The organism is Microlunatus kandeliicorticis (assembly GCF_014137855.1).
Classification (GTDB): Bacteria; Actinomycetota; Actinomycetes; order Propionibacteriales; family Propionibacteriaceae; genus Microlunatus; species Microlunatus kandeliicorticis.
Map to the genome: position 1 here is coordinate 212,201 of NZ_JACGWT010000003.1, position 12,844 is coordinate 225,044.

The 12,844-nt window shown below is 74.0% G+C and carries 12 protein-coding genes; 9 read left to right on the forward strand and 3 right to left on the reverse strand.

Annotated elements, in window-relative coordinates; translation table 11 throughout:
- Window positions 1–23: 23 nt before the first annotated feature.
- Window positions 24–491, forward strand: a complete 468-nt coding sequence (locus tag FHX74_RS10045) for an NUDIX hydrolase (protein ID WP_328823745.1) — start codon at window positions 24–26, stop codon at window positions 489–491.
- An 18-nt stretch (window positions 492–509) separates the two neighbouring features.
- On the opposite strand, the gene FHX74_RS10050 is transcribed toward FHX74_RS10045, so the two are convergent.
- Together FHX74_RS10050 and gcvT are read right to left on the reverse strand one after the other, a co-directional pair.
- Entirely contained in the window at window positions 510–845 is a 336-nt protein-coding gene (locus FHX74_RS10050) for a hypothetical protein (RefSeq protein ID WP_182559992.1), read from the reverse strand.
- Window positions 842–2,017 carry a glycine cleavage system aminomethyltransferase GcvT gene (gene gcvT, locus FHX74_RS10055; protein WP_182560422.1) on the reverse strand — a complete coding sequence of 392 codons (1,176 nt, stop codon included), beginning with the start codon at window positions 2,015–2,017 and terminating at the stop codon, window positions 842–844. The genes FHX74_RS10050 and gcvT overlap by 4 nt, the downstream gene beginning before the upstream one ends.
- A gap of 151 nt (window positions 2,018–2,168) precedes the next feature.
- On the opposite strand from gcvT, the gene FHX74_RS10060 reads away from it, so the two are divergent.
- Complete coding sequence (locus FHX74_RS10060) at window positions 2,169–3,701, forward strand: leucyl aminopeptidase (RefSeq protein ID WP_182559993.1); 1,533 nt, start codon at window positions 2,169–2,171, stop codon at window positions 3,699–3,701.
- A 325-nt stretch (window positions 3,702–4,026) separates the two neighbouring features.
- Here the strand turns inward: FHX74_RS10060 and FHX74_RS10065 are convergent, their stop codons facing one another.
- On the reverse strand, window positions 4,027–4,365 hold the full coding sequence (locus FHX74_RS10065; RefSeq protein ID WP_220483754.1) for a hypothetical protein: 339 nt from the start codon (window positions 4,363–4,365) through the stop codon (window positions 4,027–4,029).
- Between the two features lie 138 nt (window positions 4,366–4,503).
- On the opposite strand from FHX74_RS10065, the gene lpdA reads away from it, so the two are divergent.
- The 7 genes from lpdA (at window position 4,504) to lipA (ending at window position 12,830) form a co-directional block, all read left to right on the forward strand.
- Window positions 4,504–5,925 carry a dihydrolipoyl dehydrogenase gene (lpdA, locus tag FHX74_RS10070; protein ID WP_182559994.1) on the forward strand — a complete coding sequence of 474 codons (1,422 nt, stop codon included), beginning with the start codon at window positions 4,504–4,506 and terminating at the stop codon, window positions 5,923–5,925.
- A gap of 158 nt (window positions 5,926–6,083) precedes the next feature.
- Window positions 6,084–7,931 (forward strand): 2-oxoglutarate dehydrogenase, E2 component, dihydrolipoamide succinyltransferase, encoded by a 1,848-nt coding sequence (gene sucB, locus FHX74_RS10075; RefSeq protein ID WP_182559995.1) that lies wholly within the window; start codon window positions 6,084–6,086, stop codon window positions 7,929–7,931.
- A 34-nt stretch (window positions 7,932–7,965) separates the two neighbouring features.
- Window positions 7,966–8,886 carry a TIGR01777 family oxidoreductase gene (locus FHX74_RS10080; protein ID WP_182559996.1) on the forward strand — a complete coding sequence of 307 codons (921 nt, stop codon included), beginning with the start codon at window positions 7,966–7,968 and terminating at the stop codon, window positions 8,884–8,886.
- Window positions 8,887–8,905: 19 nt separating this feature from the next.
- Window positions 8,906–9,640: a lipoyl(octanoyl) transferase LipB gene (gene lipB, locus FHX74_RS10085; RefSeq protein WP_182559997.1), complete on the forward strand. Its 735-nt coding sequence runs from the start codon at window positions 8,906–8,908 to the stop codon at window positions 9,638–9,640.
- Window positions 9,641–9,804: 164 nt separating this feature from the next.
- Window positions 9,805–10,848, forward strand: a complete 1,044-nt coding sequence (locus FHX74_RS10090) for an ABC transporter ATP-binding protein (RefSeq protein ID WP_182559998.1) — start codon at window positions 9,805–9,807, stop codon at window positions 10,846–10,848.
- Window positions 10,845–11,849: an ABC transporter permease subunit gene (locus tag FHX74_RS10095; RefSeq protein ID WP_182559999.1), complete on the forward strand. Its 1,005-nt coding sequence runs from the start codon at window positions 10,845–10,847 to the stop codon at window positions 11,847–11,849. The genes FHX74_RS10090 and FHX74_RS10095 overlap by 4 nt, the downstream gene beginning before the upstream one ends.
- Before the next feature lie 69 nt (window positions 11,850–11,918).
- Complete coding sequence (gene lipA, locus FHX74_RS10100) at window positions 11,919–12,830, forward strand: lipoyl synthase (protein ID WP_182560424.1); 912 nt, start codon at window positions 11,919–11,921, stop codon at window positions 12,828–12,830.
- The last annotated feature ends 14 nt before the right edge of the window (window positions 12,831–12,844 follow it).

Below are 12,844 nucleotides of genomic sequence, written 5' to 3' on the forward strand. Positions count from 1 at the left end.
CCGGTGCTGCGTAGCCTGCGGACGTGCCGACTCCCCCGTTCGTGCTGGCGCTCCGCGAGGTCTGGGGCCACCGGCCGCTGATGCTGACCGGGGTCGTCGGGGTGGTCCACGACGCCGGGCAGCGGGTGCTGCTGGTCCGGCGGGCCGACGACGGCCGCTGGTCGCTCCCGGCCGGGATCCTCGAACCCGGCGAACAACCCGGCGCAGCCCTCGCCCGCGAACTGGCCGAGGAGGCGTGTGTCGAGGTGCGCGTCGACCGGCTCGCGGCGGTGCACGCCGACCCGGTGACCACCTACCCGAACGGCGACCAGGTGCAGTACCTCACGCTGGTGTTCCACGCGACCCACCTGTCCGGCGACCCGCGACCCGGCGACGGCGAGGCCCTCGAGGCCGGCTGGTTCGCCCGGGACGCGCTGCCACCGATGCTCGACCGCGAGCTGGCCGGCCTGGACGAGGGCTGGGAGCGCGACGGTCCGACCCGGTTCGCCTGAGCGCTCCGGGTCCGGCCCTCAGGCCGTGCTCGAGGGACGACGGCGGCGCGCGTCCCCGACCATCAGCGCCGCCCCGAACCCGGTGACCAGCACGCCGACCACCACGATCACCGGACGTGCCGCGCGGGCGTTGCCGACCCGTTCCTCGTAGGTCTGGCCCGGCGTCCCGTCCGCCTTGGCGCAGTTCTGCCCGGGTTGCAGCTGGCGCCCGTAGCAGTCGACGTCGACCCCCGCGCCCAGGGTGAACGGGTAGAGCACGATGAACAGGCCGGCCAGCACCAGCACGGTGTGCGCGACCAGCCGCCCGGTGCGGCCGAGCCGGCGCGGGGCCGCCGTCGGACGCGGCTCGCTCACGGTTCGCGCACCCCGGCCGCGACGAACGGCGGCTTGACCACCTCGAACTGCTCGGCCCGGCTCCGGACGTCCACCGCGACGACCTCGCCGATCCTGACGCCGGGGTCGACCAGGGCCAGCGCGATGCCGGTCTTGAGGGTCGGCGAGAACGTCCCCGAGGTGACCCGGCCGAGCTCGGCCGGGACGTCGGGCGCGGACGTGTCCTCGGTCGCCGTCGCCTCGGCGACCCGACGGACGGTCATCCCCGGCCGCGGGATGCCGCGGCGGACGGCCCGGAGCGCGCGGAGCGTCCGCTGCGGGCCCTGCTCCTTCTCCCGGCGGAGCGCCTCGTGCCCGCGGAAGGCGGGCTTGGCCCAGCCGACCGCCCAGCCGAGCCGCGCCTGCACCGGGGTGATGTCGGGCCCGATGTCCTGACCGCAGAGCGGATAGCCCATCTCGGTCCGCAGGGTGTCGCGGGCGGCGAGCCCGGCCGGCTGGAGCCCGTACGGCTCGCCGGCAGCGACCAGTGCGTCCCAGACCTCGTGGCTGCGGTCGCTCGGCGCCACCAGCTCGTAGCCGCGCTCGCCGGTGTACCCGGTGCGGCAGACGATCACCGGGACGCCGGCCAGCTCGGTCTCGACGAAGCTCAGGTAGGGGTGTCCGACCGGCAGCCCGGCGGTGCGGAGCACCTCGTCGGAGAGCGTGCCCTGCACCGCGAGCACCGCGAAGTCGTGGTGCCGGTCGGTGACCCGGACCCCGTCCCCGACGGCCTCGGCGAGGACGGCGGCGACGGTCGCGCCGTTGGCGGCGTTCGGCACCAGGAAGACGTCGTCGGGCGAGCGGAGGTAGGCGATCATGTCGTCGACCACCCCGCCGTCGGGGGTGCAGAGCAGCGTGTACTGCGCCTGACCGGGCGCGATCCTGCCGAGGTCGGCGGTGAGCACGGCGTTGACCGCCTCGGCGGCCCCGGGGCCGCGGACGTCGATCTTGCCCAGGTGGCTGACGTCGAAGATCCCGACCGCGGTGCGGACGGCGGTGTGCTCGGCGAGCACCCCGGCGCCCGCGTACTCCAGCGGCATCGACCAGCCGCCGAAGGCGGCGAACTTGGCGCCGAGGGCGACGTGCCGGTCGTGCAGCGGGGACCGTTGCAGGGTGGCCGTCCCGGCCGGACCGGTCGACTGCTCGTCGCTCATCGGGGTGCGCTCCTCGCGGTGGTGGTCTCCGGCGGGCCGGGCCCGGCGGACTGCGGGCGGGGCCATTCTGCCCGCGTCCCCGCCGTGCTCCCGGCCACCCGCGGTTCCGGCCACAGGTCGGGGCCATCCGACCGGGAACTAACCTGACCCAATGCCTCATCCTGACGCCGTCGGCACCGCGGTGCCGACCACGGTCGACCTGCCCCCGGTCGATCTCTCCCGCTCCCCCGCCCGCCACACCGACGTCCTCGTGGTCGGCGTGCGCGGTCAGGCGCTGGTCGGCGGTTCCGACGCCCTGAACCGCACCTACCGCAAGACCCACGGGCTCGGCGTCGCGGCGCTGGCCGCCAAGCTCGGGCTGGACGACACGCCGCTGACCACCCGCACGCTCCCGCCGGCCGACGGCGCGGCCGGGGACGGACCGCTGCTGCTCGCCGTCGCCCTCGGCCCAGCCGGTGATCCCGAGGCGCTCCGGCAGGCGGCCGGCGTGGCCGTCCGCGCCGCGGTCGCCGACCACCACGGATCGCCGTCGGTGGCGCTCGCGCTCGGGGCGAGCACCCCGGCGGAGGTCGCCGCGGTGACCGAGGGTGCGCTGCTCGGGCAGTACCGCTATCCCGGCGTCACCGCCCGCGACCCGAAGCCGGGTCCCGCCCGGCTCACCGTGGTCGCTCCGCGGGACCCGGAGCTCGCCACGGCTGTCCAGGACGCACAGCTGGTCGCCGCGGCGGTGCTGCAGGCGCGGGCTTGGGTGAACACCCCGGCGAACCTGCTCTACCCGGACTCGTTCGCCGAGGCCGCCCGGAGCTACCTGACCGGCGCGAAGATCGACGTCGAGGTGCTCGACGAGGACGAGCTGGCGCGCGGCGGGTACGGCGGGCTGCTGGCCGTCGGTGGGGGGTCGGCCCGTCCGCCGCGACTGGTCCGGCTGAGCTACCGGCCGCGTGTCGCCAAGCGGCACCTGGTGCTGGTCGGCAAGGGCATCACCTTCGACGCCGGCGGGCTCAACCTCAAGCCGGCCGACAACATGTACACGATGAAGACCGACATGTCGGGTGCGGCCGCGACGGTGGCCGCGACCAGGGCGGTCGCCGACCTCGGGCTCAAGGTCAACGTCACCTGCTACGCCACGATGGCCGAGAACCTCCCGTCCGCGACCGCGTTCCGGCCGTCGGACGTGCTGACCATCTACGGCGGGACGACCGTCGAGAACGGCAACTCCGACGCCGAGGGGCGGCTGGTGATGGCCGACGCGCTGGCCCGCTCGGCCGAGGACGCCCCCGACCTGGTCGTCGACGTCGCCACCCTGACCGGTGCCGCGATCACCGCGCTCGGTGAACGGACCAGCGGGCTGTTCGCCGACGACGACGCCAGCGCGTCCCGGCTGCTGGCCGCAGCCGAGGCCGCGGGCGAGAGCTTCTGGCGGCTGCCGATCCTCGAGGAGACCCGCCGACGGCTCGACTCGAAGGTCGCCGACCTGCGCTCGACGGCACCCGACCGTCCGGCCGGTGCCTCGGTCGCCGCGGCGTTCCTGCGCGAGTTCGTCCCGGCCGGGGCCGGCTGGGCCCACCTGGACATCGCGGGAACCGCGTTCCGGGGCGGCGAGCCGTACGGCTACGTGGCCTCGGGCGGGACCGGGGTCGGAGTCCGGACGCTGGTGGCGCTGGCCCGCGACCTGGCCGGCTGAGCCGGCGTCGCACCTGCGTCGGGGGACTGATTCAAGGAGCCGGCCGACGAGGTCGCGGGGAGAACGCAAAGGCCGTGCCGGACGCCCTGCGTCGGCTTCCGGAGATGCTCCGGAGCCTGCCGCGGGGGCCGGCACGGCCACACACGAGACGACGTTTCCCACGGTCCCGTGTCATCACCCACCCAGAGGTGAAGCTCTTTGCACCCTGGATTCGCGGCCGGTCGGCGACCGGATGGGTGCGCGTCACAACCATTCCGCAGATCAAGACGTTCGGCGGGATCGGGGCAGGGGCTGACGGGACCGGCGCGCTTCGGGCCCGTGGGGCTCAGTTCCCGCCGCGGAGCCGACGCGAGTTGTAGTCGCGCATCCGCTGCGGATAGCCGACCACCGCGGCGTCGTAGTGCGGCAGGTGCATGTGCTCGGCGAAGGCATGGGCCCAGGCCGGCGACGGCACCTTGCGCCGGGTCCACTCGCCGTCCCAGGCGACCAGCAGCATCGTGGTCTGGGTGACGGCGGTCTGCGGTTCGACGAAGGCTTCGACCCCGCGGTGGGTGGCGATGAAGTCGGTCAGGTGCCGGACGATCGTGTCGTCGACCGCCAGGTTCTCGCGCGCGACCCGGGTGCGCCGGCCGAGTCGGGCCGCACCGCGTCGCAACCACCCCATGGGTTCAGTATGGCCGGGCCGGGCAACCTGAGCCGGGACTGAGCGGCTCGTCCGGAGTGGCACGGACCGATGAGGAGGAGCAGCCCCCGGTCGCCTGACCGGGGAGCGGCTGCGGCCCGCCTGGAAGGATGTCGGGTCATGAGCAGCTCGCCCGCCGAGACCCCGGACCACCCCGACCTGATCGTCCTCGGCGGCGGCAGCGGTGGGTACGCCTGCGCCCTTCGCGCGGCCGAGCTCGGGCTGGCGGTGACCCTGGTCGAGAAGGACAAGGTCGGGGGGACCTGCCTGCACCGCGGCTGCATCCCCACCAAGGCCTGGCTGCACGCCGCCGAGGTGGCCGACACCGTCCGCGAGTCCGAACGGTTCGGCATCGGCGCCGCGCTGACCGGCGTCGACGTGCCGGCGTTGCGTCGCTATGCGGACGGGGTGGTCAGCCGGCTCCACAAGGGCCTGACCGGACTGGTTCGGTCGCGCCGGGTCACCGTCGTCGAGGGCTCCGGCGAGCTACTCGCCCCCGAGGCCGACGGCCGCCCCGGGGTCCGCGTCGACGGCCGGGAGCTGCGGGCGTCCGCCGTGGTGCTGGCCACGGGGTCGCAGCCGCGGCTGGTCCCGGGCCTCGAGCTCGACGACCGGGTGCTGACCAGCGACCAGGCGCTCCGGCTCGAGCGGCTGCCCGGCTCGGCGCTGGTGCTCGGCGGCGGGGTGATCGGGGTCGAGTTCGCCTCGGCCTGGCGCTCGCTCGGGGTCGAGGTGACCGTGGTCGAGGCGCTGCCCCGGCTGCTCCCCGCCGAGGACCCGGCCAGCTCCGCGGCCATCGAGCGCGCCTACCGCAAGCGCGGGATCGACGTCCGCACCGGGTCGGCGATGGCCGGGCTCGAACGCACCGCCGACGGCGTCCGGCTGACCCTCGAGTCGGGTCAGAGCGTCGAGGCCGAGCTGCTGCTGGTCGCGGTCGGACGCGGCCCGGTGAGCGACGGGCTCGGCTACGCCGAGGCCGGGGTGGCGCTCAACCGCGGCTACGTGGAGACCGACGAGCGGCTGGCCACCGGGGTGGCCGGCGTGTGGGCCGTCGGCGACCTCGTGTTCGGCCCCCAGCTGGCCCACCGCGGTTTCGCGCACGGGATCTTCGTGGCCGAGGAGGTCGCCCGTGCCGCCGGCCGCGACCTGCCCGCGCCCAACCCGGTCCGCGACGAGAGCGTCCCGCGGGTCACCTACAGCAGCCCGGAGGTCGCCTCGGTCGGGCTCTCCGAGGCCGAGGCGCGCGAGCGGCACGGCGACGTCCGCACCCTCACCTACGACCTGGCCGGCAACGGGAAGTCCCAGATCCTGCGGACCCAGGGCTTCGTCAAGCTGGTCGCGCTGCCCGACGGACCGGTGGTCGGCGTGCACCTGGTCGGCGACCGGGTCGGCGAGCTGATCTCGGAGGGCCAGCTGATCGTCGACTGGGCCGCGCTGCCCGGCGAGGTGGCCGACCTGCTGCACCCGCACCCGACCCAGTCCGAGGCGCTCGGCGAGGCCCACCTGGCGCTGGCCGGCAAGCCGCTGCACGCCCACGGCTGACCCGTCCGGGACGGGTGCGGCGCAGCCCCCGCGGCCGACCACTAGGCTGAGCGGGACTTCGCGGACCACTGCCGATTCGCCCCAGGGCCGATCCGGCGCCCCAACCGGTCTGCGAGCGTCGCGCTGGCAGCACTGACACCGAGGAGTCGGAACGAACCATGTCCACTGAGGTCACCCTTCCCGCTCTGGGCGAAAGCGTCACCGAAGGCACGATCAGCCGCTGGCTGAAGGCGGTCGGCGACACCGTGGCGGCCGACGAGGCCCTGCTCGAGGTCTCGACCGACAAGGTCGACACCGAGATCCCGTCCCCGGTCGCGGGCACCGTGCTGGAGCTCCGGGCCGACGAGGACGAGACGGTCGAGGTGGGCGCGGTGCTCGCAGTGATCGGCGACGCCGACGAGCAGAGCAGCGACTCCGGATCCGATGGCGCCTCCGCGGACGAGGGCGACGGCGGGACCGCCTCGGCCGACGACTCCGCGACCGGCTCCGACCAGACCCAGCAGGCCGACAGCGCCGAGGAGACCGCCGAGCAGCAGACGTCCGCCGCCGACGAGGGCCGTCAGGCCTCCGGCGGCAGCGGCTCCGGCGGCGGCGCGGGCACCGAGGTCAAGCTCCCCGAGCTCGGCGAGAGCGTCACCGAGGGCACAGTCAGCCGGTGGCTCAAGTCGGTCGGCGACACGGTCGAGGTGGACGAGGCGCTGCTCGAGGTCTCGACCGACAAGGTGGACACCGAGATCCCGTCGCCGGTCGCCGGCACGGTGCTGGAGATCCGGGTGAAGGAGGACGAGACCGTCGACGTCGGCGCCGTGCTGGCCGTGGTCGGCGACGGTGCCGCAGGCAGCGGTGGCTCGGACGAGCCGGCCCCCCAGAGCGAGCCCGAGCCCGAGCCGGAGCCCGAACCGCAGGCCGCGACCCCCGAGCCGGAAGCGAAGGCCGAGCCCGAGCCGAAGCCCGAGCCGAAGCCCGAGCCGAAGCCGGAACCGCAGAGCCAGCCGCAGAGCCAGAGCGAGAACGCCCAGCCGGCGCCCGCGGTCGCCCCGCGGAGCAGCGGCTCGGGCGGCAGCGACGCGTACGTCACCCCGCTGGTCCGCAAGCTGGCCGCCGAGAACGACGTCGACCTGTCCACGGTCGAGGGCACCGGCGTCGGGGGCCGGATCCGCAAGCAGGACGTCCTCGCCGCGGCCGAGGCGAAGAAGCAGGCCGCCAGCGCGCCGGCCCCGCAGCCGGCGGCCCAGCCCGCCGCGTCCGCACCGTCGGCGCCGTCGCGTCCCGCGCTCGAGCCGAGCTCGCTGCGCGGCACCACCGAGAAGATGTCGCGGCTGCGCAAGACGATCGCCCGGCGGATGGTCGAGTCGCTCCAGGTGTCGGCCCAGCTGACCGCGACCGTCGAGGTCGACCTGACCGCGATCTCGCAGATCCGGTCCCGGGTCAAGGACGACTTCAAGGCCCGCGAGGGCGCCAGCCTGTCCTACCTGCCGTTCATCACCAAGGCCGTGGTCGAGGCGCTCAAGGTCTACCCCAAGGTCAACGCCACGGTCGACGACGAGACGATCACCTACCCCGATGCCGAGCACGTGGGCATCGCGGTGGACACCGAGCGCGGCCTGCTGGTGCCGGTGATCAAGGACGCCGGCGACCTCAACATCGCCGGACTGGCCAAGAAGATCGGCGACCTGGCCGCCCGGACCCGGTCCAACAAGGTCGGGCCGGACGAGCTGAGCGGCGGCACGTTCACGATCACCAACTACGGCTCCGCCGGCACCCTGATGGACACGCCGATCATCAACCAGCCGCAGGTGGCGATCCTCGGCACCGGTGCGCTGGTCAAGCGGCCGATGGTGATCAAGGACGCACGCCTCGGTGAGGTGATCGCGGTCCGCGACATGATGTACCTGTCGATGTCCTACGACCACCGGATCGTCGACGGCGCCGACGCGGCACGCTTCCTGTCGGCGGTCAAGGCCCGGCTCGAGGAGGGCGACTTCGGCTCGGAGTTCGGTCTGTGATCCGCGCGGCGGGCACCGGCCGGGCGACGCGTCGATGAGGTTCCTGCTGGCCGGGGCGTCGGGCTTCCTGGGCACCGCGCTCCGGCTGCGGCTGGCCGAGGACGGGCACGAGGTCAGCCGGCTGGTCCGGCGGAACCCGTCGACGCCGCGTGAGTTCTTCTGGGACCCCGACGGCGGGGAGATCAACCAGCGAGCCCTCGACGGCATCGACGTGCTCATCGACCTGGCCGGGGTCGGCGTGGCCGACCGGCCGTGGACCGCCGCGCGCAAGCAGCTGATCAAGAGCTCGCGGATCGGCCCGACCAGCGTGCTGGCCCGCGAGGTCGCCCGGCAGCAGCGCGAGGCGGGTCGTTCGCCGCTGTGGATCCAGGCCAGCGCGACCGGCTTCTACGGCGAGCAGTCCACCGACGTCCCCAAGGACGAGTCGGCCCCGCCCGCCGACGACTTCCTGGCCAAGGTGGTGGTCGCCTGGGAGGCGGCCGCGCAGCCGGCGATCGACGCCGGGGCGCAAGTGATCTTCCTGCGCACCGCCCCGGTGCTCGACCGGTCCGGCGGTCTGCTCAAGGTGCTCCGGCTGCCGTTCTCGATGGGCCTCGGCGCCAAGCTCGGCGACGGGCAGCAGCGGATGGCGCTGATCAGCCTGCACGACTGGCTGCGGATGGTGATCTGGATGGTCAAGACCCGTCCGGCTCCGGGTCCGTACAACCTCACCATCCCCGAGCCCTGCACCAACGCCGAGTTCACCAAGGCCCTCGGCCACGCGCTGCACCGGCCGGCCCTGCTCGGCGCACCCGGACCGGTGCTGCGCCGTGCGCTCGGCGAGCTGTCCCAGCAGCTGCTCGGCGACGTCAACGTGGTGCCGCAGGCCGCGCTCGACGCCGGCTTCCGGTTCCACGGACCCAACGTGCGCAGCGCGATCGCGCACGCCCTGAGGTCCGGGTCGCCCGGTCACTGACCGCGCCTAGGCTGGGGTCATGACCCTGGAGTTCCGTGACCTCGGCCTCGGCCGCACCCTGGTGGACTACACCGAGGCGTGGGAGCTGCAGCGGCAGGTGCACGCCCGGGTGGTCGCCGGGGAGCTCCCGGACACCGTGCTCGAGCTCGAGCACGCCGCCGTCTACACCGCGGGCAAGCGCACCGAGCCGCACGAGCGTCCGGTCGGCGGCAGCACGCCGGTGATCGACGTCGACCGCGGCGGCAAGATCACCTGGCACGGGCCGGGACAGCTGGTCTGCTACCCGATCGTCCGGCTGACCGAGGCGGTCAAGGTCGTCGACTACGTCCGCCGGCTCGAGGAGGCGATGATCCGCGCCTTCGCCGACCTGGGTCTGCGCACCGGCCGGATCCCCGGCCGGTCCGGGGTGTGGCTGGGCGCCGACGGCCGGGGCCCCGAGCGCAAGATCGCCGCCATCGGCATCCGGGTGGCCTCGGACGTGACCATGCACGGGCTGTCGGTCAATGTCGACCCCGACATGGCGGCCTACGGCGCGATCGTCCCGTGCGGGATCGCCGACGCCGGCGTGACCTCGCTGGCCGCCGAGCTCGACCGGGACGACCTGACCGTGGCCGGGGTGGCCGCGGTCCTGCGGCCGCGGCTGACCGAGCTGCTCGCCTTCGCGCCGTACGAGCAGTCCCCCGACGTCGGGGCGCCGCGACCCGAGCCCGGCCGGGAGCGCCGGGTCAGCTACGGGCTCTCCCCCATCGGCTGACCTCGGCCGGGCCCGGCCCGCCCTGCCGGCCGGCCCGACCGGTCACGGTCCGGTCACCTTCGCGGCACGCCCCTCAGGAACCACCCAGCTCCGGGCGCCACCCCCTACGCTGCGGCGATGACGACGGCCCACCCGCCGGCTCCGGCCCCGCCCGGCACCCGGCGATGAGCAGCACCGCCGCGGTCGAGATCCGTGGCCTGCACAAGACCTACCGACGACGCGGACGCCTCCGGACCGCCGTGGACCGCCTCGACCTCGCCGTCCCGCAGGGCGGGGTGCACGGGTTCCTGGGACCGAACGGCGCGGGCAAGACCACCACGATCCGGATGCTGCTCGGGCTGGTGCGCGCCGACAGCGGCCGGATGCGGATCTTCGACGCCGAGGTGCCCCGCGAGCTGCCGCGGGTGATCGACCGGGTCGGTGCCATCGTCGAGCAGCCGCGGTTCTTCCCGACCTTCACCGGGCGGAAGAACCTCCAGCTGCTCGCCTCCGCGATCGGCGTCCCGCGGGCCCGGGTGGACGCCGTGCTGGACGAGGTCGGGCTCGGCGACCGCGGCCGTGACCGGTTCCGCGGCTACTCGCTGGGCATGAAGCAGCGGCTGGCCGTGGCCGGCACGCTGCTCAAGGACCCCGACCTGCTGATCTTCGACGAGCCGACCAACGGGCTCGATCCGGCGGGTATCCACGAGATCAGGGAGACCATGCGCGGGTTGGCCGACCGCGGCAAGACTGTGCTGGTCAGCTCGCACATCCTGGCCGAGGTGCAGCAGGTGGCCGACACGGTCTCGATCATCGGCAACGGCGCGCTGCTCGCCGAGGGCACCGTCGCCTCGCTGCTCGCCGGGGCCGGAGCCACCGGCCCGACCGCCCGGGTCTGGGTGCAGCAGGGCGAACGCGCCGCCGGGCTGCTCCGCGACGCCGGCTTCGTGGTCCGTCCGCAGCCGGACCGGGCGTTGCTGGTCAGCCGGCCCGACCGTCCGCTCGACCCGTCCGAGATCACCCGGACGCTGGCCGGGCACGGCCTCTACCTCAGCGAGCTCAGCCCGCAGCGCGCCGACCTCGAGTCGGTCTTCCTCGGGCTGACCGCCCACACCGGTCCCAGTGCCCAGCACCACGCCGGGCGTGGGACCGGCGGGACCGGGCACCCTCCGCCGCCGGGGGACCAGCCGCGGCACGGCGTCGACCCGCACGCCGGGGGTCCGCGGTGATCCGGCTGGTCGGGGCCGAGCTGGACCGGCTCCGCGCCCGACGCTCGTTCTGGGTGTTCGCGCTGGCCGCGCTGCTGATCGTCGTCGCCTTCCAGACTGCGACCAACTCGACCCTGCGTCCGCCGACCGCCGAACAGGTGGCCAGCCAGCGCGAGGCCTACGAGCAGACCCACCGCGAGTGGGAGCAGCAGTGCGGTCCGGGCTCCCCCGGGGCGGCCGAGACCACCCCGGCCGGCGACGCCTCCGCGGAACCGAGCAGCGGCCCGGACGACCCCGACGACTACTGCGCCAACGTCCCCGAACCGCAGCTGTCCGACTTCGCCTACGGGCAGCAGTCGTTCGCCGACGCGGCCCGGTCGAGCGTCCAGATCTCCACCCTGCTCGGTGCCCTGCTGGCCTTCCTGATCGGGGCGTCCTCGATCGGCGCGGAGTACGCCTCCGGGGCGATCGGCAACTGGCTGACCTACGTCCCGCGCCGCGGCCGGGTGTTCGCGGCCAAGGCCCTGGCGGTGGCGCTGGCCACCGCGGTGGTCAGCGCGGTGCTGTCGGCCGCGGCGGTCGCCGGTCCGGCGCTGCTGGCCCGGGGCTACGACCTGCCGCTGACCGGGCTCGGGGACGTGAGCGCGCTGGCGGGCCGCAGCGTCGGGCTGATCGCGATGGCCGGTCTGCTCGGGTTCTGCGCCGCGCTGCTCACCAAGCACACCGTCGCGGCGGTGGGCATCGCCCTCGGTTACGCGATCGCCACCTCGGTGAGCTCCGGTGTCCTGGCCTTCAGCAAGCACGCCGAGAAGGTGGTGCCGTGGACGCCGCAGGCCAACTTCCAGGCCGTGCTCGAGCACGACTACAGCTATCAGGTGATCGACGGCACGGGTTTCGGTGAGGGCAGCGAGTCCCGGACGGCGGTGCTCACCTTCGAGCACGGGCTGGTCTACAGCCTGGTCCTGCTCGCGGCGGTGCTGGCGGTCAGCCTGCTGGTGTTCCGGCGCCGCGACGTCGGGTGAGCGGCCGGGGGAACCTGTGCGCTGCCCGAGTAGTGTGGACCGGTGACCGTTGCCCCTGAAGGACGCAAGATGCTCCGGCTCGAGGTGCGCAACTCCCAGGTCCCGATCGAGAAGAAGCCGTCCTGGATCAAGACGACCGCCAAGATGGGACCGGAGTACCGCGACCTGCAGAAGCTGGTCAAGGCCGAGGACCTGCACACCGTCTGCCAGGAGGCAGGGTGTCCCAACATCTTCGAGTGCTGGGAGGACCGCGAGGCCACCTTCCTGATCGGTGGCGACCAGTGCACCCGACGCTGCGACTTCTGCCAGATCGACACCGGCAAGCCGGCCGACTTCGACGCGGGTGAGCCGCTGCGGGTGGCCGAGTCGGTGCAGAAGATGGGTCTGCGCTACGCGACCGTGACCGGGGTCTGCCGGGACGACCTGCCCGACGAGGGCGCCTGGCTGTACGCGGAGACGATCCGCGAGATCCACCGGCTCAACCCGGGCGTCGGCGTCGAGATGCTCGCCCCCGACTTCACCGGGCACCGCGAGCTGCTCGACCAGCTGTTCGGGGCGGCGCCCGAGGTGTTCGCGCACAACGTCGAGACCGTGCCGCGGATCTTCAAGCGGATCCGGCCCGGCTTCCGGTTCGAGCGGAGCCTCGAGGTGCTGCGCTGGTCCCGCGAGGCGGGGCTGGTCACCAAGTCGAACCTGATCCTCGGCATGGGCGAGACCCGCGAGGAGGTGTCGGACGCGCTCCGCCAGCTGCACGACGCGGGCTGCGAGATCATCACGATCACCCAGTACCTGCGGCCCAGCCCGCGGCACCACCCGGTCGACCGCTGGGTCAAGCCGGAGGAGTTCGTCGAGCTCAGCCAGGAGGCGACCGAGATCGGCTACGCGGGCGTGATGAGCGGTCCGCTCGTGCGTTCGTCCTACCGGGCGGGCAGGCTCTATCGTCAGGCTGTCGAGAACCGGATGACCACCAGCCCGGCCTGAACGGACGAGAAGAA